Annotated in this window: 23 protein-coding genes; 14 read left to right on the top strand and 9 right to left on the bottom strand. The window is 67.7% G+C overall.

Annotated elements, in window-relative coordinates:
• Positions 1–2: 2 nt before the first annotated feature.
• A complete protein-coding gene (locus tag RKE50_RS09510; protein ID WP_350036143.1) occupies positions 3–1,205 on the top strand; it encodes a CaiB/BaiF CoA transferase family protein in 1,203 nt (400 codons plus the stop codon).
• A gap of 1 nt (position 1,206) precedes the next feature.
• On the opposite strand, the gene leuD is transcribed toward RKE50_RS09510, so the two are convergent.
• The gene (leuD, locus tag RKE50_RS09505) at positions 1,207–1,836 is read right to left on the bottom strand and encodes a 3-isopropylmalate dehydratase small subunit (protein WP_350036142.1); all 630 of its coding nucleotides are present in this window, start codon (positions 1,834–1,836) and stop codon (positions 1,207–1,209) included.
• Complete coding sequence (locus RKE50_RS09500) at positions 1,836–3,281, bottom strand: 3-isopropylmalate dehydratase large subunit (RefSeq protein ID WP_350036141.1); 1,446 nt, start codon at positions 3,279–3,281, stop codon at positions 1,836–1,838. The genes leuD and RKE50_RS09500 overlap by 1 nt, the downstream gene beginning before the upstream one ends.
• Positions 3,282–3,445: 164 nt before the next feature.
• Here RKE50_RS09500 and RKE50_RS09495 point away from each other — a divergent pair, with 164 nt between their 5' ends.
• From RKE50_RS09495 to RKE50_RS09455, 9 genes are all read left to right on the top strand, one after another.
• Positions 3,446–4,177: a hypothetical protein gene (locus RKE50_RS09495; RefSeq protein ID WP_350036140.1), complete on the top strand. Its 732-nt coding sequence runs from the start codon at positions 3,446–3,448 to the stop codon at positions 4,175–4,177.
• Between the two features lie 10 nt (positions 4,178–4,187).
• Positions 4,188–5,054, top strand: coding sequence for an amidohydrolase family protein (locus RKE50_RS09490; protein ID WP_350036139.1), 867 nt, complete (start codon positions 4,188–4,190; stop codon positions 5,052–5,054).
• On the top strand, positions 5,051–6,256 hold the full coding sequence (locus RKE50_RS09485; RefSeq protein WP_350036138.1) for a CaiB/BaiF CoA transferase family protein: 1,206 nt from the start codon (positions 5,051–5,053) through the stop codon (positions 6,254–6,256). Before RKE50_RS09490 ends, RKE50_RS09485 begins: the two co-directional genes overlap by 4 nt.
• A 39-nt stretch (positions 6,257–6,295) precedes the next feature.
• Positions 6,296–6,586, top strand: a complete 291-nt coding sequence (locus tag RKE50_RS09480) for a hypothetical protein (RefSeq protein WP_350036137.1) — start codon at positions 6,296–6,298, stop codon at positions 6,584–6,586.
• A 47-nt stretch (positions 6,587–6,633) separates the two neighbouring features.
• Positions 6,634–7,659: a DUF4437 domain-containing protein gene (locus tag RKE50_RS09475; protein ID WP_350036136.1), complete on the top strand. Its 1,026-nt coding sequence runs from the start codon at positions 6,634–6,636 to the stop codon at positions 7,657–7,659.
• 123 nt (positions 7,660–7,782) lie between these two features.
• Positions 7,783–10,251 (top strand): TonB-dependent receptor, encoded by a 2,469-nt coding sequence (locus RKE50_RS09470; protein ID WP_350036135.1) that lies wholly within the window; start codon positions 7,783–7,785, stop codon positions 10,249–10,251.
• Positions 10,252–10,300: 49 nt separating this feature from the next.
• Positions 10,301–11,683, top strand: a complete 1,383-nt coding sequence (locus RKE50_RS09465) for a flavin monoamine oxidase family protein (RefSeq protein ID WP_350036134.1) — start codon at positions 10,301–10,303, stop codon at positions 11,681–11,683.
• Positions 11,680–12,054 carry a c-type cytochrome gene (locus RKE50_RS09460; RefSeq protein ID WP_350036133.1) on the top strand — a complete coding sequence of 125 codons (375 nt, stop codon included), beginning with the start codon at positions 11,680–11,682 and terminating at the stop codon, positions 12,052–12,054. The genes RKE50_RS09465 and RKE50_RS09460 overlap by 4 nt, the downstream gene beginning before the upstream one ends.
• Positions 12,047–13,483, top strand: coding sequence for a sodium/proline symporter (locus tag RKE50_RS09455; protein WP_350036132.1), 1,437 nt, complete (start codon positions 12,047–12,049; stop codon positions 13,481–13,483). The genes RKE50_RS09460 and RKE50_RS09455 overlap by 8 nt, the downstream gene beginning before the upstream one ends.
• Here the strand turns inward: RKE50_RS09455 and RKE50_RS09450 are convergent.
• Genes RKE50_RS09450 through RKE50_RS09440 form a run of 3 tightly spaced genes read right to left on the bottom strand, consistent with a single transcriptional unit; the run spans position 13,455 to position 15,838 of the window.
• Positions 13,455–14,021, bottom strand: coding sequence for a VOC family protein (locus RKE50_RS09450; RefSeq protein ID WP_350036131.1), 567 nt, complete (start codon positions 14,019–14,021; stop codon positions 13,455–13,457). The genes RKE50_RS09455 and RKE50_RS09450 overlap by 29 nt on opposite strands.
• 17 nt (positions 14,022–14,038) lie before the next feature.
• Positions 14,039–14,926: a DUF1838 family protein gene (locus RKE50_RS09445; RefSeq protein WP_350036130.1), complete on the bottom strand. Its 888-nt coding sequence runs from the start codon at positions 14,924–14,926 to the stop codon at positions 14,039–14,041.
• Between the two features lie 30 nt (positions 14,927–14,956).
• Positions 14,957–15,838 (bottom strand): hypothetical protein, encoded by an 882-nt coding sequence (locus tag RKE50_RS09440; RefSeq protein ID WP_350036129.1) that lies wholly within the window; start codon positions 15,836–15,838, stop codon positions 14,957–14,959.
• A 167-nt stretch (positions 15,839–16,005) separates the two neighbouring features.
• Here RKE50_RS09440 and RKE50_RS09435 point away from each other — a divergent pair, with 167 nt between their 5' ends.
• A complete protein-coding gene (locus RKE50_RS09435; RefSeq protein WP_350036128.1) occupies positions 16,006–16,320 on the top strand; it encodes a DUF1330 domain-containing protein in 315 nt (104 codons plus the stop codon).
• Entirely contained in the window at positions 16,317–17,360 is a 1,044-nt protein-coding gene (locus tag RKE50_RS09430; RefSeq protein WP_350036127.1) for a nitrilase-related carbon-nitrogen hydrolase, read from the top strand. The genes RKE50_RS09435 and RKE50_RS09430 overlap by 4 nt, the downstream gene beginning before the upstream one ends.
• Before the next feature lie 8 nt (positions 17,361–17,368).
• On the opposite strand, the gene RKE50_RS09425 is transcribed toward RKE50_RS09430, so the two are convergent.
• Positions 17,369–18,145: a GntR family transcriptional regulator gene (locus tag RKE50_RS09425; protein WP_350036126.1), complete on the bottom strand. Its 777-nt coding sequence runs from the start codon at positions 18,143–18,145 to the stop codon at positions 17,369–17,371.
• 154 nt (positions 18,146–18,299) lie between these two features.
• Between RKE50_RS09425 and RKE50_RS09420 the strand changes: the two genes are divergently transcribed.
• Positions 18,300–18,980 carry a hypothetical protein gene (locus tag RKE50_RS09420; protein ID WP_350036125.1) on the top strand — a complete coding sequence of 227 codons (681 nt, stop codon included), beginning with the start codon at positions 18,300–18,302 and terminating at the stop codon, positions 18,978–18,980.
• 51 nt (positions 18,981–19,031) lie between these two features.
• On the opposite strand, the gene RKE50_RS09415 is transcribed toward RKE50_RS09420, so the two are convergent.
• From RKE50_RS09415 to RKE50_RS09405, 3 genes are read right to left on the bottom strand one after another with little or no spacing between them, the layout of a single operon-like run.
• Positions 19,032–19,961 (bottom strand): polysaccharide deacetylase family protein, encoded by a 930-nt coding sequence (locus tag RKE50_RS09415; protein ID WP_350036124.1) that lies wholly within the window; start codon positions 19,959–19,961, stop codon positions 19,032–19,034.
• The gene (locus RKE50_RS09410) at positions 19,958–20,878 is read right to left on the bottom strand and encodes a polysaccharide deacetylase family protein (RefSeq protein ID WP_350036123.1); all 921 of its coding nucleotides are present in this window, start codon (positions 20,876–20,878) and stop codon (positions 19,958–19,960) included. Before RKE50_RS09410 ends, RKE50_RS09415 begins: the two co-directional genes overlap by 4 nt.
• 10 nt (positions 20,879–20,888) lie before the next feature.
• Entirely contained in the window at positions 20,889–21,560 is a 672-nt protein-coding gene (locus tag RKE50_RS09405; protein ID WP_350036122.1) for an isochorismatase family protein, read from the bottom strand.
• A gap of 135 nt (positions 21,561–21,695) precedes the next feature.
• On the opposite strand from RKE50_RS09405, the gene RKE50_RS09400 reads away from it, so the two are divergent.
• Complete coding sequence (locus tag RKE50_RS09400; RefSeq protein WP_350036121.1) at positions 21,696–22,424, top strand: hypothetical protein; 729 nt, start codon at positions 21,696–21,698, stop codon at positions 22,422–22,424.
• Positions 22,425–22,443 lie beyond the last annotated feature (19 nt).

The raw sequence follows: 22,443 nt of genomic DNA, 5'->3' as shown, positions 1-22,443 counted from the left end.
GCATGGCGCAGGCATCGCCCCCGCTGGAGGGAATCCGGGTCATCGAGTTCACCCATATGGTCATGGGGCCCACCGTCGGGGTCATTCTCGCAGACCTCGGCGCGGAGGTAATCAAGGTCGAGCCGCTGGGCGGTGACAACACCCGCCGCCTGGGCGGTTCCGGCGCCGGCTATTTTCCCATGTACAACCGCAACAAGAAGAGCATCTGCGTCGATCTCAAGTCCCCGCAGGGTATCGAGGTCGTGCACCGCCTGGTAGCGGATGCCGATGTCGTCATCGAGAACTTCCGTCCCGGCGCGATGGATCGCCTCGGCTTCGGCTATGCGCAGCTGTCGGCGCTCAACCCGCGGCTGGTCTACTGCTCGCTGAAGGGTTTCCTGTCAGGACCCTACGAGCAGCGCACGGCACTCGACGAGGTTACGCAGATGATGGGCGGCCTCGCCTACATGACGGGCCTGCCGGACCGGCCGATGCGCGCGGGGTCCTCCGTGATCGACATCACGGGCGGCATGTTCGGTGTCATCGGTATCCTCGCCGCCCTGGAGCGCCGGCACCGCAGCGGCCAGGGAGAGCAGGTGACGAGCTCGCTGTTCGAGACCACGGCGTTCATGGTCGGTCAGCACATGGCGCAGCAGGCGGTCTCCGGCGAGGTGCCGCCGCCGATGTCGGTGCGCCGCTCGGCCTGGTCGGTCTACGACATCTTCGAGACCGCGGACGGCGAGCGCGTCTTCGTGGGCGTGGTCAGCGACACGCTCTGGCAGCGGTTCTGCGAGGCCTTCGGTCTCGCCGAATTCGCCGCCGACCCCGGTCTCGCGAAGAACAACGATCGCGTTCGCCAGCGCGACCGGATCCTGCCGGTCATCGAGGCGCTGTTCAGGGGCCTGGACAAGGAGACGCTCATGGCGCGGCTGGAGAGCGCCGGGGTGCCCTTTGCGCCCATCAACCGTCCCGCAGACCTGTTCGACGACCCGCACCTCAACGCGACCGGCGCTCTGCAGACCGTGACCCTGACGGATGGGGACAACGCCGGGCAGACCACCCGGCTGCCGGCCCTGCCGCTCGAACTCCACGGTGCAAAGTTCACGCTGCGCCGGGACATTCCGCGCGCGGGGGAGCACACGCGCGAGGTCCTCGCGGCCCTCGGCTACGATGAGGAGCGCATCGCGGCGCTGCTCGCCGACGGCCGGGTCGCTGCCGGTACCTGAGTCAGCGGTAGATCCAAGGCCGGCGCTGCCGGTCCGCCTTCTCGAACGCGTCGATGTCGGCGGCTCGCTCCAGGGTCAGGCCGATCACGTCCAGGCCTTCCATGAGCATGCGCCGGTGCCCCGGGTTGATGGTGAATCCCAGCCTGCGGCCCTCCGGGTCGATCACCTGGCCGGCCTCGAGGTCGACGGTGAGCGGACGGCCGGGCGGGTCCGCGGCGATCGCGTCGGCGAGACCGGCGATGGCCGCCTCGTCGAGTTCCACCGGCAGGATCCCGTTGCGGACGCAGTTGCTGTAGAAGATGCCGCCGAAGGAGGGCGCGATGATGACCCGGAAGCCGTATTCGTGCAGCGCCCAGACGGCGTGTTCCCGGGAGGAACCACAGCCGAAGTTCGCTCCGGCGAGGAGGATGCTGGCGTCCCGGTAGGCCGCTTCGTTGAGGATAAAGGCCGGGTCCTCCTCGCGGCTGCCGGGGAGCGTGTAGCGCCAGGCTGCGAAGAGCCCCTCGCCCAGCCCGTGCTTCGACACGCGCTTCATTTCCCGCGAGGGGATGATCGCGTCCGTGTCGATATTGTTGCGCAGCAGGGGCACGGCGATGCCCGTGTGCCGGCGCAGCGGTGAGAGCGGCTCCATCAGGCGGCCTCCACGCGCCGTTCTGCACGGGTGATGTGGCCAGCGACCGCCGAGGCGGCGACGGTGACCGGACTGGCGAGATGGGTGCGGGTGCCCGGCCCCTGGCGGCCCTCGAAGTTGCGGTTGGTACTCGAGATGACTCGCTTGCCGGCACCGAAGGTCTCCCCGCCGGCATAGAAGCACATGGAACAACCGGCCTCGCGCCAGGAGAAACCGGCGTCGCGGAAGACCCGGTCGATGCCCTCGGCCTCTGCGGCCCGCTTGACGGACGTCGAGCCCGGCACGCAGACAGCGGCCACCCCGGGTGCCACGCGCTTGCCGCGGAGCAAGTCTGCGGCGGCGCGCAGGTCGCTGAGTCGGCTGTTGGTGCAGGAACCGATGAACGCGCCGTCGATGGGCAGCCCGGCCAGCTGTTGTCCCGGCGCCAGGCCCATGTAGCCGAGGGCCTTGCGCATGCCCTCGCGGCGCGCCGGGTCTGCCTCGCTGGCGGGGTCCGGCACCGGCTCGCCGATCGGCAGGCAGTGCTCCGGGCTCGTGCCCCAGGTGACCGTCGGCGCGATGGCCGATGCATCGATGACCAGCTCCCGGTCGAAGCGGGCATCGTCGTCGCTGAACAGCTCGCGCCAGTGAGCGCGGGCCAGGGCCAGTTCGCTCCCCGCGGGCGCGTACTCGCGGCCCTCGACGTAGGCGGCGGCGGTCGCATCCGGTGCCACGAAGCCGGTGAACGCCGAGAACTCCACGGCCATGTTGCACAGGGTCATGCGCGCCTCCACCGGCAGGGCGCGCACAGCGTTGCCCGCGAACTCCACCGCGTGGCCTGCGCCTCCGCCCGCGCCCTCCCGGCCGATGAGGTGGAGGATCATGTCCTTGGCAGTGACCCCCGGGGCCAGCTCGCCGTCGAAGGTAACGCGCAGGCTGCGGGGCTTGCGCACCCGCAGCGTGCCCGTGGCCATGGCGTGTTCCGCCTCCGTGGAGCCGATCCCCCAGGCCAGGGCGCCGAGCCCGCCGAGGGTGCAGGTGTGGCTGTCCGGGCAGACTACCGTGCTGCCGGGCAGGGCAATACCGAGCTCCGGCGAGATGACGTGAACGATGCCCTGCTGCGGGTCGCGCACATCGAAGAGCCTGATGCCGGCCTCCCGGGCCGCGGCGCGGGTGGCGACGATGAAGTCCCGCCCGCTGGGCATGGCCGTTTCGTCGCCGCGCCCCGGGTAGGTGTCGACGATGTGGTCCATGGTGCAGAACACGCGGCCCGGGTCGCGCAGCGAGCGGCCGGCGTCCGCGAGGCCCTGCAGCGCGATGCTGCCCGTGCGCTCGTGCAGGAACACGCGGTCGATGTTGAGCAGGGACTCGCCGTCGCCCAGGTCGGCGACGCAGTGCAGGGCCCAGAGCTTGTCGAGAAGAGTGCTTGCCATCATTTCCGGGAGCATGCGGCGGCGGGCCGCCATGGACAAAAATGTATTATAGGTATATGAATATGACATATTGCCGGGTGCGGGTCGAGAGACCTTGATGCAGGTCAAAGCCCTCCCGGCCACAAATAACATAATGACCTAACAATAGGACATCTGGTTGGCGCCCGGCGCCACCGGGGGGAAGGAGATGGCGTTGCATGACGCCTGAAATCATTGCCTTGATGGCGGCGGCGGCTTCCATCGCCCTCGTGCATACGCTGCTCGGCCCCGACCACTACCTGCCCTTCGTCGCCCTCGCCCGGGGCCGTGGCTGGTCCCTGCGCCGGGCTCTCGCTGTCACCCTGTTCTGTGGCAGCGGCCATATCGTCGGTTCCGTCCTGCTCGGCTTCCTGGGCCTGTACCTCGGCATCCGGCTCGGCACCCTCGAGTGGATCGAGGGGTTGCGCGGCGACCTCGCGGGCTGGGCGCTGGTCGCCTTCGGCCTGGTCTACTTCAGCTGGGGCCTTCGCCGCGCGCAGCGCTCGCGCGAGCACAGTCATTGGCACAGCCACGGCGCGGTGCGACACCGCCATCCCCACGGCCACCACGCGGAACACAGCCACCCGCACACCGGACCCGACGCGGCGGAAGACGGCGTGCAGCAGCGCGGTCTCGTGGCCTGGGCGTTGTTCATCGTCTTCGTCCTGGGACCCTGTGAGCCGCTGATCCCGCTGCTCATGTTCCCCGCCGCGCGCGAGAGCGCAGCGGGCGTAATGGCGGTCACGGGCGTGTTCGCGCTGGTCACCATTGCCACCATGCTAGGCGCCGTGGCGGTCGCGCTCTGGGGCGCGCAGCGGCTGCAGTTCCCCGGCCTCGCCCGCTTCGGCCAGGCGATCGCGGGCGGCGTCGTCCTCTGCTGCGGCCTCGCTATCACCGTGCTCGGACTCTAGGGAGAAGCGCATGACGTACAAGGCCATCGACGCCGTCGTCAATATCTGGACCGCCGAGGCGCTCTCCCACCGGCCCGGCTGGACCGACGAGTTCTTCATCGGCAAGGTCAAGGGTGAGCACGACTCCTCGGGCATCAGCCTGGAGCAGATGCTCGAGGGCATGGACGCCGCCGGCATCGAGTGCGCGTTCCTGGTCGCCGCCAAGGCGGGGCGCGTCGGGCTGCCCGGCTGCTATCACATGCCGCCGCAGGTCGTGGCGGACGCGGTAGCTCGCTACCCCGACCGCTTCTTCGGGCTGGTCGGTATCGACCCGTTTACCGGCATGGACGGGGTCCGTGCCCTCGAGGACGCGGTGCGCAACCGGGGTTTCATCGGCGCGCACCTCTACCCGCACTGGTTCGACCTGCCGCCGAACAATGCCCGCTACTACCCGTTCTACGCGAAGTGCATCGAGCTCGGCGTGCCGATCCAGATGCAGGTGGGCCAGTCGCTGATCTATTCGAAGGAGCATCGCTGCCGCTCCGTCGGCCGGCCCATCTACCTGGATGATATCGCCTGCGACCTGCCGGAACTCAAGCTCATCGGTTCTCACGTGGGCATCCCCTGGCACGACGAGATGATCGCCATGGCCTGGAAGCACGAGAACGTCTTTCTCTGCACGGATGCGCACAGCCCCAGGTACTGGCCGCAGAGCGTCGTGCACTACCTCAACTCCTACGGTCAGGATAAAGTCATCTTCGGCACCGATTTCCCGGTGCTCCGCTTCGAGCGCACCATCGGCGAGATCGATGCCCTGGGCCTGAAGCCGCAGGTCCGTCGCAAGTTCCTGCGCGACAACGTGCGCCGGGTCTACGGACTCGAGGAGCGTCTGCCGTGAGTGCCCCGCTGGACGGGGTTCGCGTCGTCGAGATGACGAGCGTGGTGCTCGGCCCCTACGCCTGCCAGATGCTGGGAGACCTGGGTGCCGACGTGATCAAGATCGAACCGCCGACCGGCGACACCAATCGGAACCTGGGGCCTCATCGCAACCACGACGACATGGGGTCGCTGTACCTGACCTGCAACCGCAACAAGCGCTCGGTGTCGCTGGACCTGAAGAGCGAACGGGGGAGGGCGGCGGCGCTCGCGATCATCCGCGACGCCGACGTGGTCGTGCACAACTTCCGACCCCAGGCCATGCAGCGCCTCGGCCTCGACTACGAGGCCGTGCGCGCGGTCAATCCGCAGGTCGTCTACTGCGCGACCTATGGCTACAGCCGCAAGGGCCCCTACGGCAACAAGGGAGCTCTCGACGACTCGATCCAGGCGGCCAGCGGAGTGGCGGTGCTGCAAAGTATGGTCGAGGGTGAGCCCCGCTACCTGCCGACGATCATTGCGGACAAGACCACCGGGCTCATAGTGGTGCAGGCGGTACTCGCCGCACTGTTGCACCGGGAGCGCAGCGGGGAAGGGCAGGAAATCGAGGTGCCCATGTTCGAGTCCATGGTCTCCTTTGTCATGACCGAGCATCTCTGGGGCCAGACCTTCGAGCCGCCCATCGGCAAGGCCGGCTACGTGCGGCTGATGGCCAGGCATCGCCGGCCCTACCGCACCCGGGACGGGCAGTACCTCGCCGTCCTGCCCTACTGGGACAACCACTGGCGCACGTTCTGCGAGGTCGCCGGCCGGCCGGAGCTGGTCGAGGATCCGCGCTTCACGGACATGGCCACCCGTCTTGCCAATATCGACGAGTCCTACCGGGTGACCGGCGAGATCATCGCCGGCCGGGACCGCGCCGAGTGGATCGAGCTCCTCGGCGACAGCAACGTGCCCATGATGGTGGTGAACAGCCTCGATGATCTGATCGAAGATCCGCACCTGGTGGCTTCCGGGTTCTGGCAGGAGTTCGAGCACCCGACGGAAGGGCGCGTGCGCATGAGCAGCCCGCCGGCGAACTTCTCGCTTACGCCGGCGAGCATTCGCCGCCTCGCCCCGCGGCTCGGTGAACACAGCGCCGAAGTGCTGCGCGAGGCGGGGCTCGCCGAGACGGAGATCGAGGCAATGTTCGCGGCAGGGGAGGCGCGCCGGCCCGCTGACTGACGCGGCCTGACTGACAAGAAATAGCAAGGAGGTAGAGCGATGAGCTTCAAGAACCTTTACATCGACCACGAGAAGACCCCGGAAGTGGAGACCTGGATCGAGGAAGAGCGCGTGGAGCAGGAGGCGCGCTTCGAGAGAATCGCGAGGGAGATGCAGGAGCTAGGCCCGAAACGCGAGCAGTGGTACCAGGAGTTCTTCGACCGCATTACCACCCTCGGCTTCAACCAGGACGGAGATGACAAGGTCCGGATCGCGCCGGAGGACCTGCCGGTGCAGCCGGCGGGCCGGGAGGACCGGGTGGTCTGGAAGTACGGCCACGAAGAGGAATAGACGGGTCGTCACGCACCCGGGAGTTTCCACCAGCGAGGACACACACCATGCGCCCACACATCGAGCCCTTCTGCGACCGCGACGCGGCCTTCAAGCACATGACGCTGCCGGGTTTCGCCCGCGGTATGCACTACAAGATGCTGAGCTTCGACCCCGACACGGGGGCCTGCTCCATGACCGTGCAGCTCGACGCCGGCTACCGCCAGGCCCCGGGTTTTGCCTGGTCCGAGCGCGAGCTCATCATCATCGAGGGCGAGCTCCGGGTCGGCGGGCGTACCTGCCGCAAGGGGCACTACTTCTTCATCCCGGCGGGCTATGCCATGCCCGAAGTGAGTGCGCCGCAGGGCTGCCTGCTGCTGGAGATGGTGAACACCGGCGAGCCTAGCCACGTGGAGGCCACCGAGCACCATCCGCTGGCGCAGGTGAACCTGTACCACGACGTCGATTCCTACATGGACATCCCCTGGGCCATGGGTAACGTGGCCAAGCCCTCCGTGGCCGCCGGCTGCCTGATCAAGCTGCTCAACTTCAACCCGATGTCCCACGCCATGACCTTCCTCTACTGCATGACCCCGGGTTTCTACCAGGACAACATCTCCTATCACGACTGCGCGGAGGAGTCCTATCACCTCTGGGGCACCTCCTGGATGATGCAGTTCGGCGATATTCCCACGGGGGGTTATTTCTGGCGTCCCGCCTACATCAATCACGGCGCCTTCGCCTCCGAGTACGGCTGCATCGCGCTGGGCCGGACGGACTCGAAGCTGTTCAACCATTTCCACTACAACCCCTGGTCGACGCCGGTAGAGAACGCCAACCGCTCCCTGGCGCGTGTCTACCAGCGCGACCCGCTGCTCTACCAGTGGGCCCTGTCCTTCGACCACAACCACCCGCACGGGCCCGAGGATTTCGAGCAGACCATGCAGCGGCGGGGCAGCGAGGCCGGCCACGACCACGCCGAGCACAAGTCGGACGGCCGCCGGCACGACCACTGGCACGGCCATCACCACCACCACGACGACAGCCCGCATCACCACCATCATGGCCACGGTCACGATCACAGCCATGACTGACGGGCGGCAGAATTTCCCTAAACAACATATTGATATATGTTTATGACATTGCTAGCGTAAGGGGCAGGGGATAAGGCGGGCTCCGGCCCGACAAGCAATAACGACATTCAACGGGGGTTCGTCATGACCTTTAACAGGAAACCACTGGCGACGGTGATCGCCTCCAGCACCCTGGCCTACGGCCTTCTCGGTGCGGCGCCGGTCGCTCTGGCGCAGCAAGACAGCCTGGTACTCGAGGAAGTGATCGTCACCGCCAGGAAGCGGGAAGAGAGCCTGCAGGATATCCCGGTCGCCGTCTCCGCCATCGGTGCCAGCGATATCCAGCAGCTGGCGCTCAATGACCTCGACGACCTCGCCAAGGTCACGGCCGGGCTGGTTTTCGACAACGATTTCTCGCGTACTGCCAACCGCCCGGTGATCCGGGGCCAGGCGAACATTCTCGGTGAGTCCGGCGTGGCGTACTTCATCGACGGTGTCTACATCACCGGCTCCATCGCCGATTACGACCTCCAGGACGTGCAGCGCGTGGAAGTGGTCAAGGGCCCGCAGAGCGCGCTTTACGGCCGGAATACCTACGCCGGCGCCATCAACTTCATCACCAAGGACCCGGGCGACGAGGTCGGCGGTAACGTCCAGCTCCAGGTGGCCGAGGATGACCAGTACCAGGTGACCGGGTCCGTATCCGGCCCGCTCATCGACGGTGTGCTGTCCGGCCGCCTGGCCGGCCGCTACTACGAGCGCGGCGCGATCTTCAACAGTACCTTCGACGGCGCGGGTGTGGGCGAGCAGGAGAGCCAGTCCATCTCGGGCCTGCTGCGCTGGACGCCCGGCGAGCGTACGGACATCCGCTTCCGCGCCTACTACTCGGAGCTGGACGATGGCCAGCCGGCGCTGTTCCGCCAGCCCGCCTCCGCAAACAACTGCTTCCAGGACAACGGTTCCTACTACCTGGGCGTCGGCCGCTACTACTGCGGCAAGGTGGAGCCCCGGGATATCACCACGGACTACTCGGTGCAGGCACCGAACGCCGGTGACCGGGTAGAGCAGACGCAGCTTAGTCTGAAGATCGAGCACCAGCTCAACGACAGCTGGACGGTGACCTCGATCACCGGCTGGAACGACCGCGATGCCACGCAGATCACCGAGGCGGACTACGGCCCCACGAGCTTTCAGACCAGCGTCTTCGCGCGCTTCCCGCTGGGGCCGCCGCCGGCGCCCTACGGCCTGGTAACCGCCGGCGCGCTGGACTTCACCTTCTCCTTCGACGACGAGAGCGAGGACTGGTCGCAGGAGCTGCGCTTCGACTATGACAGCGACCGGCTGCGCGCGAGCATCGGCGCCTATTACTTCAGCCAGGACAGCAGCAACTCGGATAACCGGGTCCTGCCCGCGAACGCCGATGCACTCGCGGCCGCGAGCTTCGGTGCGCGCCTGGCGGAGGAGGCGGCCATCTGCGCCGCCAACCCGATCTGCATCACCGCCTTCCCGGTCACGCCCCCGTCGGCGGTGGCCCCGCCGCCGCGCAACCGCTCCAGCAGTGAGCTCGAGAACCGCGCCATCTTCGGCCTTGTGTCCTACGACCTCAGCGAGCGGCTCACGCTGACCGTGGAAGGGCGCTACCAGGAGGAGGAAATCGACCAGGTCGCCATTTCGCAGGTGCTCGGCGGGCCGATCACCCGCACGACCGTGAGCAACGAGACCTTCGACTCCTTCACGCCGCGGGTTACCCTGGATTGGCAGATCAACGACGATCACCTGCTGTACGTGCTCTACGCCGAGGGCACCAAGCCGGGTGGCTTCAACGGCGCGGCAGCCATCGAGGGTGGTGTGCCCTCCTACGATGAAGAGGACCTGACCTCCCTGGAGCTTGGCAGCAAGAGCCTGTTTCTCGATGGCCAGCTGCGGCTGAATACGTCGGTGTTCTTCAATGAGCTCGAGGGTTACCAGTTGACGCAGAACGTGCAGGGGGCCGGAGAAATCACGTCCGCCACGGTCAATGCGGGTGACGCGGAACTGTTCGGCGTCGAGCTGGAAATGCTGTGGATGCCGGCGGCTATCCCGGGGCTCTCGCTGACCGCGAACTACGCCTATATCGACCCGGAGTTCACCGACGGCCAGGACCTCAACCAGGGCCTGCTCAATGACGTCGCCGACGACGGCCTGACCAACTGCTCCACCGGCGTCCAGTTCCCCGGTGCCGAGTGCTCCACGGACACGGTGGCCCTCGGCTCCATCGAGGGCAACCAGGTGCCGCGGACCTCGCAGAACACGGCCTTCTTCGATGTCGAGTACCGGCGCCCCTTCGGCAACGGCTGGGAGTGGTTTGCCGGGGCCAACTATTCCTACGAGGAGAGCCGCTTCGCGCAGGTATTGAACCACGCCGAAACCGGCGATATCGAGGTGATCAACGCGCGGCTCGGCTTCATGAACGACCGCTACATGATCAACTTCTGGGGCAAGAACCTCGGCGGCGAGGATGCCTCGCCCTTCGTGCTCCGCTACGCCGACGCGGGCGACTCCCTGCGGCGCAATTTCGTCGGCACGGCACGGCGTGACACCTATTTCGGGGTGACCGCCCAGGCGCGCTTCTGACGGTGCCTCGCGAGCGCTCCGCAGCCCGGCCCCGCCGGGCTTTTTTGTCGTGCTGAACCGCCGTCAGCTGCTGGCCGCTGCCGCCGCCGGGGCCCTGGCACGCCCGCTGGCGGCGGCGCCCCGCGAGGTGCTGGTGCTGGGCGCGGGCCTGGCGGGACTGGCCGCCGCGTCGCTGCTCGCGGCGCAGGGACACCGGGTGACCGTGCTGGAGGCACGGCATCGCGTCGGCGGCCGCGTGCTGACGCTCGATGCAGTCCCCGGCCACCCCGAGGGCGGGGCCAACGTCATCGGCCCCAACTACGGCCGGGTGCTGGATGCCGCCGCGCGCTTGCGGGTGCCGCTGCAGGTCCCGCCGGAAAACCTCGACAGCGGCTACGCGATCGACGGGCACAAGATCGCCGCGGGCGCCTGGGCCGACAGCCCTTTCAATCCGCTGGCGGGGCACCTGCGTGCCGTGCCCCCGACGCGCCTGCTGGGCCCGGTGCTTCGGGACAACCCCGTTGCCGCCGGGCCGGACTGGTGTAGCGGTGCCCACGAGGCGCTGGAGGTAGCGGCCACGGACTACCTGGGCCAGCGCGGTTACGATGCGGCGGCCCTCGCCCTGGTCGACGCCAATAACAGCTATGGCAACCGCCTGGCGGATACCTCGATGCTCAGCCTGCTGCGCGTGGGCGCGAATTTCCGTCGGGCGGTCGCCATGGGACAGCCCGTGCGCGAGGTGGCCGGAGGCAACATGCGCCTGCCCGAGGCGCTCGCAGGGTCCCTCCCCGTGCCGCCGGTGCTGGGTGCGCGCGCCGTGGCCGTGCGGGAGCGGAGCGGCGGGGTGGAGGTGGACCTGGCCGACGGGCGGCACTTCAGCGCTGAAGCCCTGGTCTGCACCCTGCCGGTGCCGGCCCTGCGCGGTGTGCGCTTTGAACCGGCGCTTCCCGCGGCACAGCGGGAGGCGCTCACCGCCATTGCCTATCACAAGGTCGTGCAGGGGCATTTCCTCGTGCGCGAGCCCTACTGGGCTGACAGCGGCGAGCCCGCGGGCTGGTGGACGAACGGGCCGCTCGGCCGGCTTTTCGTGCGCCCGCTGCCGGGCGGGGAGCGCTACAACCTCACGGTGTGGGTGAACGGCGACAGCTGTGACCGCTACCGGGGGCCGGAAGCGACGGAGCTGCTGGCCGATGACTTCTTCCGCTTCAACCCCGCGGCACGGGGCCGCGCTGAATTGCGGCAGGTGGTGCGCTGGGCCGAGGAGCCGCTGACCGGCGGCAGCTGGGCCCTGTGGGGGCCGGGGCAGGTGAGCCGCCACTTCGAGGCGCTGCAGCGTCCGGGCGACCGGCTGTTCTTTGCCGGGGAGCACACGGCCCGGGCCAACCCGGGCATGGAGGGCGCCATGGAGTCCGGCGAGCGCGCCGCCCTCGAGGTGATGAGGCGGCTGGCGTGAGGGGGCGGCGCTTCCTCGGTGTACTGCTGCTGGCTGCGCTGGGCGCGCAGGCCGGCGAACTCGATGGCGAGCAGGCGTTCGCCGCCTGTGCCGCCTGCCACAGCCTGGCGCCCGGCGCCGCGCACAAGGTCGGCCCCAACCTGTTCGGCCTGGCCGGCCGCCGCGCCGCCTCGCAGCCGGGCTATCGCTATTCCCCGGCCCTCCAGGCCTCGGAACTGACCTGGAACCGCGGCACGCTCACGACCTGGATCGTCGCCACCGAGGCGCTGGTGCCGGGCAACTGGATGCTCTTCCACAGCCCCCTGGCGCCGGCCGAGGTGCCGCGGCTGGTTGACTACATCCTCAGCCGGCAACCGGAAGGCGATGGATAGAAGCGGCGCCGTCCTGGTCACGCTCGTGGTCTACAAGCTGGTCCTGGTCGGGGTCGGCATCTGGGCCGCGCGCCGCAGCCGCGACGAGGGCGATTTCTTTCTCGGCGGCCGCGAGCTCGGGCCCTGGGTCGCAGCCATCAGCTACTCCTCGAGTGCCTCCTCGGCCTGGACGCTGCTGGGCATGAGCGGCGTCGCCTACGTGATCGGCGTCTCCGCCCTGTGGATCGTGCTGGGCACGGTGATCGGCATGCTGGTGGCATGGTACTGGATCGCGCCCCGGCTCATGGCCTTCAGCCGCGAGCACGATCACCTGACGGTGACCGATTTCCTGTTGCACGGGACCGGGGGACGCGCGCGGTCACTGCTCGCCCTGTCCATCTCGCTCATCGTGCTCGTTTCCTTCGTCTTCTATGTTGCCGCGCAGTTCCAGGGGGCGGGAAATACCTTTGCAGCGACCTTCGAGCTGTCCATGCGCGAGAGCATCTTCGTCGGCGCCGCCATCATCCTGATTTACACGCTCCTCGGCGGCTTCTGGGCGGTGAGCGTCACCGACACGATCCAGGGCCTGCTCATGGCGGCGACGGCGTTGCTGCTGCCGGTGGCCGCCGTAATCGCCTGCGGCGGGCTGGACGGGTTTGCCTCGGGCCTGCGTGCGGTGAGCACGCCCGCGCAGCTCAGCCTTACCGGCGGCAACGCCGGGCTGGTGGGCGCCGGTATCGTTGTCGGCGGCCTCGCTGTCGGCGCGGTCAATACCTACGGACAGCCGCACCTGCTCGTCCGCTTCATGGCACTGCGCGACGTGCGGGCGCTGCGCCAGGCGCGGGTCATCACCCTGTTCTGGTACCTGGTCGTCTTCGGCGGTATGGCCCTCCTTGGCCTGGCGGGACACATCCTGCACCCGGGGCTTGCGAACCCCGAGACCGTTTTCTTCGTGCTGACCGAGAGCCTTTTCCCGACCCTGCTCGGTGCGGTGCTGCTTGCGGCGGTGCTCTCCGCGATCATGTCGACGGCGGACAGCCAGCTCCTGGTGGCCGCCTCTGCCGTTGCCCATGACCTGGGGCTCGACCGGCGCTTTCCGCGCCGCGCCATGCTCGTCTCTCGGCTCAGCGTCGCGGCCGTCGTCGCGCTGGCCGTTGCGGTCGCGCTCTACCTCCCCGAGCGGATCTTCGACCGGGTGCTGTTCGCCTGGGTGGCGCTGGGTTCCGCCTTCGGGCCGCTTGTGTTCGTCCGCCTAGCCGGTGGCACGGTGACGGCCCCGCGGGCGCTGGGCTCTGTCTGGACCGGCTTCGTGCTCGCGGTGGCCCTCTCCCTCGCTCCCTCGGCGCCGGGCGACATTGCCGAACGGGTGCTGCCCTTCGCCGCCGCCCTCGCCGTGCTGCTAACGGGGTTTCGTTCCCGGGTCAGTGCAGCTCCTCCTGGAGCTGGTTGAGCTCGATGGTGAAACCGTCCGGGTCCTGCAGTGCGCTCACCAGCACGCTGATGGTGCCGTCACCGCCGTAGGACGGGTAGGTGACCAGCTCCGGTTCGTCGAGCACGACCACGCCGGGCACCTGCCGGGCCTTTGCGAAGCTCGCCTCCAGCTCGCTGGTGTTGAACACCAGCACCGTGGTGCCCTCCTGGAAGGCCGTATCGGCCAGCTCCACCCGGGGTTTCTTCGGCTTGATGTACTGCAGCAGGCCGATCACGCCGATGTAGTCGTCATTGGCTCGCAGGAACACGAGCCGACGGACGTAGTCGGCGTCCGCCGGGTCCGCATCCCGGGGGGTGATGATCATGTTGTCGTAGGTGACCACCATGCCGAGGGCGTCGCGGTAGAACGCCAGGGAGCGGTCGATGTCCGCCACCACCAGGGTCGTGCGCCGCAGGTCGATGGGTGTGCGCTGGTCCTCGCCGACCGGGGCCGCCACGGTGGCGGCCCCGGCCAGGCAGAAGAGCAGCCCGGCGCATAGCCGTTGCCAGGTCTTCATCGTATTCTCCCTGCCGTTCATTCGGCGTCCGCCCGCTTGTCGATGATCTTCTTCATGTAGGTCCAGGACGTTTCGTTGCGCCGCTTGTCGGTCACCGGCGGCGGTGCCGTGAAGGTCGGGTAGTTGGCCGCGATCTCCGCCTTCATGGTGTCGCTCAGCTGGTCGAAGGACTCGAGCTTGCGGCCCATGGCGTTGAAGTAGAGCAGCCCGGCGCGGTCCCCCATCTCCATCCAGGGCAGCCACTGCGCGAGCCTGACCCAGGACACGACGGGGTAGGCCACCGGCTGGCCCGCATCGAGCAGCTCGGCCGTGTCGCCGTTGAAATCGAAGATCTCGGTGGCGTGGTAGGTGCCGCCGATGTACTGCTGGTAGTCGCCGCCGAGGGGGTTGCGGTAGAACAGGGGAACTTCGACGGCCATCAGGTACTGGCCATTGATGTCGTTGAGTTCGAACGCCCGGGGCTCGCCCTCGGCATCGACGCCGAAGGTCGGGCGCCCGTTGACCGGGTCGTTGGCCACGTGGATGACCTCGTTGCTCTCGCCGGTCCAGGGGTTGTCGAAACTGCGCAGCACCTCGTTCGTTTCCGGGTCGAGGTAGAGCATGATCTCCCGGGATACCATGCGGTAGCCCGTGCCGCGCTCCGGGTCCTCGATGGTCACGCATTGGCGCACGTTCATCCCGTCGAGGTTGAACAGGTGGCGGTCGGGTTCACCGGGCACGCGGGCGTAGCCGCGGCCCGACCAGCGGTACACCTGCGGGGACTCGTCTTCCAGCGAGCACTGGATCTTGCGCTGGATCTGCACGTAACCCTCCGGCGTCGCGGGGTCGATCTGCTCGGCGGCTACGGAGCCTGCGAGCGTGAAGCTGGCGGCCACAGCGACGGCCAGGCGTTGTATCGTTTTCATGGTCTCTCTCCTTTCCTTGCGGTTGCTTGCTCAGTGTTCGATCAGTTCGAAGTGTTCGCCCGCGGCGCCGCGAAAGCTGTACGCGCTGTGGCCGGCGTAGGGCGCATCTTCGTCGATCCCTTTACCGAGGTAGCCGTCGGCGTTGGCGGGAACCGTCTGCGACGGTGCCGCGAAGGCGACCGATGCGATGCCCGGGGGCAGTCCGGCGGCCGGGCCCGGCAGGCCGGGCACCTCGTCGATCTCGATCAGGTTCGCGCCGGCCAGCTGCAGCGTCGCCACCGGGTGCCGGGTGTCAGCGGCCAGGCCCCGGGCGCGGTTGAGGACGCCGATGCGGGTGTCGAAGTTGAGCGGCGCCGGTCCGCCGAGGGCGCCATAGCAGGCGCTGGCCGACGCGCGGTCGGGAGCCAGGAGGACGGGAATGAACAGGCGGTCGACCGGGCAGCGGGCCACGGGCAGCTCGAAACCGGGCACCGCATCGCGGACCTCGGTAAGGTACAGTACCTCACCGGCCGGTCCGAGAACCTGCATGGCGCGAATGGCGTCGGACACATCGAGGTTGGCGGGTTCGCCGAGGCAGGTGAATGGTGAGCCGGCGAGATGGCGCGCTAGGCCGTCGACATCCGCAACCGCGATCTCGAGGGCCTGCCAGCCCGGGTGGCGAAACGGTGGCCGGGGCGTGGCGACCTCATCCTCGACCAGCCGCAGCCAGGGCTCACCCAGGGCATTGTGCAACCAGACGCTGCGGGCGCCGGACAGGCGCGGTGCCGTCCAGCGCCGGGCGGTGCCGTCGGGGAGCGGGGACTCCGCCCCCGGGTGGTGGTCGAGGAACCCGGCCCAGGCAGCCACGCAGGTGTCGAGGCGGTCGGTGACCAGGGTGGCGCTGAGGCTGGGGCCGATGGCGCTGTCGCTCACGGGGCTACCTTCCCGGTGCTGCGTGGATGCCCTGCACTTTAGTATATGTTATATAGATATGGCAATATAACATTTGCTGACGGTCTGCCCGGGATGTCGGCAGGCAGCGTCTCCAAAGACCGCCTGCAGACCGTGTCTGCCGGCGCTGACTCATAGAGGAGGAAACCATGCCCGCCTATGTCGTTGTCGAGGCCCGGGTCCATGACCGGGAGCGCTTTGCCGCCTATGCGCGCCGGGTACCGGAGATCGTGGCCCAGTACGGTGGCGAGTATCTTGCCCTCGGCGGTGCCCAGGAGGTGCTCGAGGGTGACTGGGGCGAGAGCCGGGTCGTGCTGCACCGCTGGCCCGATGCCGCCAGTGCCCGGCGTTTCTGGGAGTCACCGGAGTACGTCGAGGCCAAGGCGCTGCGCGCCGGCACCGGCGACTTCCGCGTCATCCTCGTGGAAGGCCTGGCGGAGGAAACGCTGGAGGGCGGCCGATGACCCCGGAACCCTATGGCGCCCTCGCCCTGCAGATGCGCTGCGACGCCATCAACGGGGTGGCGTCGGAGGCCGACGCCCGGCAGCACCTCCTCGATGGCATCGAGCGCTGTGGCCAGCAGCTGCGCGGGGCGAAGGGTTTCGTCCGGACTTTCAGCGGCGACGAGGTCCGCCTCGTGGTGCTGCCCGAGTACTTCCTCACCAGCTTTCCGATGGGCGAGCCGCCGGCGCGCTGGATCGCCCGCGCCTGCCTGGCGCCGGACGGGCCCGAGTACGAGGCGCTCGGCCGCGTGGCCCAGGACAACGCGGTCTATCTCGCCGGGAACGGTTACGAGACCGATCCCCATTTTCCGGGGCTCTACTTCCAGACCAGCTTCATCATCGCCGACAACGGCGACCTGGTGCTGCGCTACCGGCGCCTCGTCTCGATGTTCGCGCCGACACCGCACGACCTGCTCGACCGTTACCTGGACATCTACGGGGCCGAGGCCCTGTTCCCGGTCGCGGACACGCCGCTGGGCCGGCTGGCCTGCGTGGCCTCCGAGGAAATCCTCTACCCGGAGATCAGTCGCTGCCTCGCTCTCCGCGGTGCGGAGGTTCTCTGCCATTCCTCGAGCGAAGTGGGCAGTCCGCTGCTCACTCCCAAGAACATCGCCAAGCGGGCGCGGGCCTACGAGAACATGGTCTACGTGGTTTCCGCGAACAGCGCCGGGATAGAGGGCATACCCTTCCCGGCGGCCTCCACCGACGGCGCCTCCCAGGTGGTGAACTACAAGGGTGACGTCCTCGCCGCGGCGGATACGGGCGAGTCCATGTGCGGCAATGCGGAGATCGACATCGCTGCGCTGCGCCGCGTGCGGCGCAAGCCGGCCATGACCAACCTGCTGGCGCGGCAGCGCCTGGAACTCTATGCGGCGACCTATGCCGGCAGCATCTACCCGCCGAACAACCTGCTGGGGGACGGCGCCGTACCGGGGCGGGAGCACTATCTCGCGATGCAGCAGCGGGCGATCGAGGCCCTCGTCGAGTGGGGCGTCATCTGAGCGCGGGCTCAGTCGATCTTCAGGTCCATCTTGTACTGGAAGTTCTCCGGGTTGTAGAGCACGCGCAGGTGGTCGCGCAGGTGCTCCCGCTCGCCGACCTTGTTGTAGGAGCGGCGGACCAGGGAAAGGAGCGGGCTGCCCACCGGCACCCCCAGGGCCTTGGCGGCCTCCGGTGACGCGGCCTCGGCGCTCAGCGTCTGGGTGACGTGGGTCACCTCCAGGCCGTTGTCACGGAAGTAGGTGAGCCGCGGTGTGCGCTCGAAGATCCGCCGGCTCTTGGGCATCTTCACCCCCGCCGTCCAGCTGACGTAGTAGCCGAAGCGCCGCCCCTCGCGCTCGCGGACGCGGACCAGGTGCAGCGCCGTCGCCCCCGCCTCGAGTTCGAGTTCATCGCGGATGTGCTGGGGCGGCTGCAGCATCTTGCACTCCAGGATCTTCGCGCTCGAGTTGCGCGCCATGCTCTCGATCTCCTGGAGCATGCCGGTCAACGGCGCCTGTACCGGCCGCGGCGAGTAGCGGTAGGTGATGTGGGACCCCTTGCCCCGGCGGCGCTCGACCAGTTCCTCCCCGGCCAGCTCGTCCATGGCGCGCTTTGCGGTGATGCGGGAAACGCCGAAGGTGGAGGCCAGCTGTTCTTCCGTGGGCATGCGTTGCCCGAAGGGCAGGGTGCCGTCGAGGATGCGGGCCTTCAGCAGGCTGTAGAGCTGAAAGTAGAGGGGCGTCGGGGATTCCTTGTTCAGATTCTCGAGGTCCTGTTCACTGAACAGGGTGGTGGTGTCACTCATGGCGGCCTCGCGAAAGCGGCTAATTGGTATAATGATATATCAAATAGAGCGTATAGCCTATGTCCGGTTTCCTTTCTTGGCGTGCCCGGGGGTGACATGTATAATGATATAACAATATGGCTAATAGGCCTTGCCCCGAAAGCGGAGAACGATCATGGGTATTACGGAGCTGGCGGTCCTGCGCTGGGTGCACATCGTCGCGATGGTTTACTGGCTGGGCGGGGAGTGGGGCGTCTTCCAGACGTCCTACAACGTGGTCAACCGCAAGCTGCCCATGGACGAGCGGCGCCGGCACATGGAAACGGCCTACCGGATCGACATCCTCGCCCGCACGGGCATCATCCTGCTCCTGCCGCTCGGCATGCACATGGGTCATCTCTGGGGTGTTCAGCCCTACGGCGGCGCCTTCCTCGTGGCCATGTGGCTCTTCGTCGCCGGCTGGCTGGGGCTGTGCTGGGCGGCTTTCATCTATCGCGAGACCGACCGCGGCGTGAAGCTGACGGTGTGGGACGAGCGTATCCGCTTCGTGCTCATTCCGGCCCTGATGATCGCAGCCATTGCCTCACTCTTCGGCAAGGGGCCGTTCAATGCCGGCGAGATGCAGAAGTGGTTCTCGCTGAAGATTTTCCTCTACAGCGTCGCCCTGGTCATCGGGCTGAAACTGCGCTTCATCATGCGGGAATGGACAGGCATGTTCCGGGTGCTGGCGCAGGGTCCGAACGAAGAGGTGGAGAACCGTCTCGAGAAGTCGATCCGCTTCGGCCGCAGCATCGCCTACGTCTACTGGATCGTTATCGGCAGCGTCGCGTTTCTCGGCGCCACCAAGTTCGTCTGAGCGTCCGTGTCGCCCCGGAGAGCGCCGGCGCGACGCTCGCCCCGCCCGCTTTCAGCCGCCCTGCTGCGCGACGAAGGCGTCGAGAATCTCACCCGCCGGCGCTGACCACACCCCCTCGCGCCCCGTGATGTGGGCGAGAATCGCTTCCAGCCGGCCGATGCGGTGTGGCTGGCCGAGGAGCCATGGGTGGATGTTCAGCGCCAGGATCCGGCCGCCGGCGCGCCGGCCTTCCGCATGGAGGAAATCGCAGGCATCGCAGACCTGCTCCTCGTAGGAGGCCTCACTGTGCAGGTTGTTGACGAGGATGAAGCGGTCCTCCAGCTCGTTGGACAGGGGCATGGCCCAGAGGGGCCCGCGGTCGGTGCGGAAGCGATAGGGCATGTCGTCATTCACCCAGTCGCAGAAGTAGCTGACGTTCTCTCCGGCAAGGAATTCCGGGGTGTCGGGGCTCTCGTTGCGCGCCGGGCTCAGCCAGCCGCGCACGGGCTGTCCGCTGAGCTCCCGCAGCCGTCCGAGGGAGCGGCGGACGCGTTCTTCCTCTGCCCCGGGCTCCTCGCCGCCATAGTGGGGTGCATCCATGTGCCAGCCGTGGCAGAGAAGCTCGTCCCCGCGTTCGCGTAGCAGGCCTAGCAGATACGGGTTGCGTTCTGCCAGCCGCGTATTCACGGCGAAGGTGGGGCGCACGCCGAAGCGGTCCAGCGCCTTGAGGACGCGGAAGATGCCCACCCGGTTGCCGTAGTCGCGGAGCGTGTAGTGGCGCAGGTCGGGGTAGGGCATGGTCATGCCGCCAGGGGGAGGAAACGGCTTGCCGACCTGGTCCAGCGGGAAGAACTGCAGGCAGACATTGACCCAGAGCGCCAGCGGCGCCCCCCCGGGCCACTGCACCGGCGGCCGCTCGCTCAGCATCGACCAGTCGTAGCGGTCGTGGTCCATCCCGTAGCGGCGCATGGGGTAGTCGAGGGGTCCTGTTGCGTCGCTCATGTGCTGGCCTCCCGGCGCCTGTGGATGTCCTCCAGGGCCTTGTCGTAGTGGTGCTCGAGGTAGTACTCGGCGATCTCCCGCCCGGTCGTCACCCACACGTCGCTGTGGCCGGTAATGTATTCCAGGGCCTCCTCGAAGGCGCGCAGCCGGTGCGGACAGCTGACCTGGTAGTTGTGCGTGGGGATGCACATGACCGTGCCGCTCTCCTCGCCTTCCGCATAGAGCCGATCGAAGTTGTCTCGCAGGAGCTGCCCGTAGCGCCGCGGCTCGATGCGATTGACCACGTAGGCGATCGTGTCATTCATCTCCAGCGAGTAGGGGACCGAGAGGAAGCGCTGGCCGCCGCGGGTATGCACCGGCGTGGGCTGGTCGTCGTGGAACAGGTCGCAGGTGTAGAGGCCGCCCGCTTCGGCGAAGAGGTCGATGGTGTGCTCCGAGTGCGACAGTGCCGGGGCCAGGTAGCCCGCGGGACGCTGGCCCGTGTGGCGCTCGATGGTATCCATGGCATCCAGGATCATCGCGCGTTCCTCGTCCTCGCTGAGGCCGTAGGTGTAGCGCGTGTTGTAGATGCCGTGGCTGAAGAACTCCCAGTTGCGCTCGGCGCAGAGTTCGATGATCTCCGGGTGGTGCTCGCAGAGGGCGGCCGACAGGGAGATCGAGCCGCGGATGCCGAAGCGATCCAGTACTTCCATCTGGCGCTGGTGGCCCACCCGGTTGCCGTAGTCGCGGATGCTATAGCCGGGTACGGCCGGGTAGGGCAGGGGCCAGGCCTGGCGCTTCGGGTTCGCTGGCGGGTCGAGTTCGTAGAACTCGATGTTCGGTGCCACCCAGAAGGCCACGCGGGCGCCGTCCGGCCAGCGCAGCGCGGGGCGCCCCTCGTAGGGCCAGTAGTCGTAGAGGCCGGGGTCTTCGCGCATGGTTCGCTCCTCAGGCCGCTTGCCGGCTGTCGAGCCAGCTAGTGACTTCCTCCACGTCCAGCACATCCGCGTACTTGATCGCGAGATCCGTCAGGTTTGCGAAGTGATAGCTCTCGTGCTTGTCGGCCACGCATTGCTCCGGGATGATGGTGCGATAGCCGCGGGACAGGGAATCCACCGCGGTGGCGCGGATGCAGCCGGAAGTGGAGCCGCCGGTGATGATCACCGTGTCCACGCGATGCCAGACGCAGAGCGACCACAGCGGCGTCTCGAAGAACGCCGAGGGCATCTTCTTGCAGTAGATCACGTCGCGCACACGATCGATCTCCAGCCGGTCGTCGAATTCGGCGCGCTCCGAGCCGAACTTGATGTTCTGCAGCGAATCCGGCGTATCCGTGCGCGTGCCCCAGACACCGCAGTCCTCCCCGGAGTCCATGTAGGCGACGTAGGTCCAGACCACGGGCCAGTCCAGGGCGCGGAAGCGGCGGGCCAGGTCGTTCACGTAGTCGAGCTGCTTCGGGTCCGTTTCATAGGCCGTCTTGAACAGGTCGGTGCGCGTGTAGGCTTTCTGCGGATCGACGTTGACCAGGATGGCCTTCTCACCGAAGCCGAAGCGGGCCCGGGTGGGGTTGGCCTTGAGCGCTTCGTAGATTTCCCGTGCGGTCTTGTCGCTCTGTTCCATGGCTGCCTCCCGTGAAATTGATCTATAAATATAACATTAATACAATGGCGGTGAGCTTTTCCAGCACACGATCGCCAGCCCACTAAACCAGCGCGCCGGCTCCTCGACAAGGCGGCGCCGGCAAGGAGACACGCCATGAGCCCGAACCGGATCCTGCGCGGCAGCCTGCGCTACACGAGTCGCCAGCCCGAGCGGGCCGGCGAGGAGCGCGGCCGCGAGTTCTTCACGCTGTCCCAGCAGCCGGACGGCGTGGATGTGCTGCTGGCCCACTGTGAGATCGATGATGCCCCGAGCGTCACCCGGGATGTGAGCCTCGCCCTGCGCCACGACGACTCCAGCCCCCTCGACTGCGCCGTGCGCCTGACCGTGGGCGGGGAGTTCGAGGGCAGCGGCTGGATGCGTTTCGCGGACGGCTATGCCGAGTGCGAGACCTGGAACCGGCGCGACGGCCGCATCACCCAGCGCATCGACACGCCGAAGCCCGTGCGCTGGCTCCAGGCCCACCCGATTCTCGGCGATGCGCTGCTCATGAAGCTGTACGACCTGGCCCAGGGGCCCGGCACTGTCTTCTTCGAAGACCTCTTCCTGACTTCACCGGATCACCGGGGTGCCACCGGCCCGATGTTCTTCGTGACGGGCTTCGCGCTCGTCTACGTCGGTGAAGAGGACATCAGCGTCGAGGCCGGTGACTTCCGTGCCCGCCATTTCCAGGTCACGGGGACGGCCGGCAACCTGCCGGAAGAACACCCCCCCTACGACGTCTGGTGCACGGCCGACGACGACTACCTGCTGCTCCGCGCCGGCGCGGGCGGTTACATGCAGACGCACTACGAGCTGGCCTCGCTGGAGGTCATCGAGCCCTGATCCTGAAGCATAGTCCCGC

The organism is Pseudohaliea sp. (assembly GCF_040217025.1).
Taxonomy (GTDB): domain Bacteria; phylum Pseudomonadota; class Gammaproteobacteria; order Pseudomonadales; family Halieaceae; genus Pseudohaliea.
The sequence above is the reverse complement of the archived record's forward strand: the minus strand, read 5'-3'. Positions and strand labels throughout refer to the sequence as shown.

Coding starts and splice junctions, on each gene's coding strand:
- RKE50_RS09510 (WP_350036143.1), top strand. CDS start 3: ATGGCGCAGGCATCGCCCCCGCTGGAGGGAATCCGGGTCATCGAGTTC.
- leuD (WP_350036142.1), bottom strand. CDS start 1,836: ATGGAGCCGCTCTCACCGCTGCGCCGGCACACGGGCATCGCCGTGCCC.
- RKE50_RS09500 (WP_350036141.1), bottom strand. CDS start 3,281: ATGGCGGCCCGCCGCCGCATGCTCCCGGAAATGATGGCAAGCACTCTT.
- RKE50_RS09495 (WP_350036140.1), top strand. CDS start 3,446: ATGACGCCTGAAATCATTGCCTTGATGGCGGCGGCGGCTTCCATCGCC.
- RKE50_RS09490 (WP_350036139.1), top strand. CDS start 4,188: ATGACGTACAAGGCCATCGACGCCGTCGTCAATATCTGGACCGCCGAG.
- RKE50_RS09480 (WP_350036137.1), top strand. CDS start 6,296: ATGAGCTTCAAGAACCTTTACATCGACCACGAGAAGACCCCGGAAGTG.
- RKE50_RS09475 (WP_350036136.1), top strand. CDS start 6,634: ATGCGCCCACACATCGAGCCCTTCTGCGACCGCGACGCGGCCTTCAAG.
- RKE50_RS09470 (WP_350036135.1), top strand. CDS start 7,783: ATGACCTTTAACAGGAAACCACTGGCGACGGTGATCGCCTCCAGCACC.
- RKE50_RS09455 (WP_350036132.1), top strand. CDS start 12,047: ATGGATAGAAGCGGCGCCGTCCTGGTCACGCTCGTGGTCTACAAGCTG.
- RKE50_RS09450 (WP_350036131.1), bottom strand. CDS start 14,021: ATGAAGACCTGGCAACGGCTATGCGCCGGGCTGCTCTTCTGCCTGGCC.
- RKE50_RS09445 (WP_350036130.1), bottom strand. CDS start 14,926: ATGAAAACGATACAACGCCTGGCCGTCGCTGTGGCCGCCAGCTTCACG.
- RKE50_RS09435 (WP_350036128.1), top strand. CDS start 16,006: ATGCCCGCCTATGTCGTTGTCGAGGCCCGGGTCCATGACCGGGAGCGC.
- RKE50_RS09430 (WP_350036127.1), top strand. CDS start 16,317: ATGACCCCGGAACCCTATGGCGCCCTCGCCCTGCAGATGCGCTGCGAC.
- RKE50_RS09425 (WP_350036126.1), bottom strand. CDS start 18,145: ATGAGTGACACCACCACCCTGTTCAGTGAACAGGACCTCGAGAATCTG.
- RKE50_RS09420 (WP_350036125.1), top strand. CDS start 18,300: ATGGGTATTACGGAGCTGGCGGTCCTGCGCTGGGTGCACATCGTCGCG.
- RKE50_RS09415 (WP_350036124.1), bottom strand. CDS start 19,961: ATGAGCGACGCAACAGGACCCCTCGACTACCCCATGCGCCGCTACGGG.
- RKE50_RS09410 (WP_350036123.1), bottom strand. CDS start 20,878: ATGCGCGAAGACCCCGGCCTCTACGACTACTGGCCCTACGAGGGGCGC.
- RKE50_RS09405 (WP_350036122.1), bottom strand. CDS start 21,560: ATGGAACAGAGCGACAAGACCGCACGGGAAATCTACGAAGCGCTCAAG.
- RKE50_RS09400 (WP_350036121.1), top strand. CDS start 21,696: ATGAGCCCGAACCGGATCCTGCGCGGCAGCCTGCGCTACACGAGTCGC.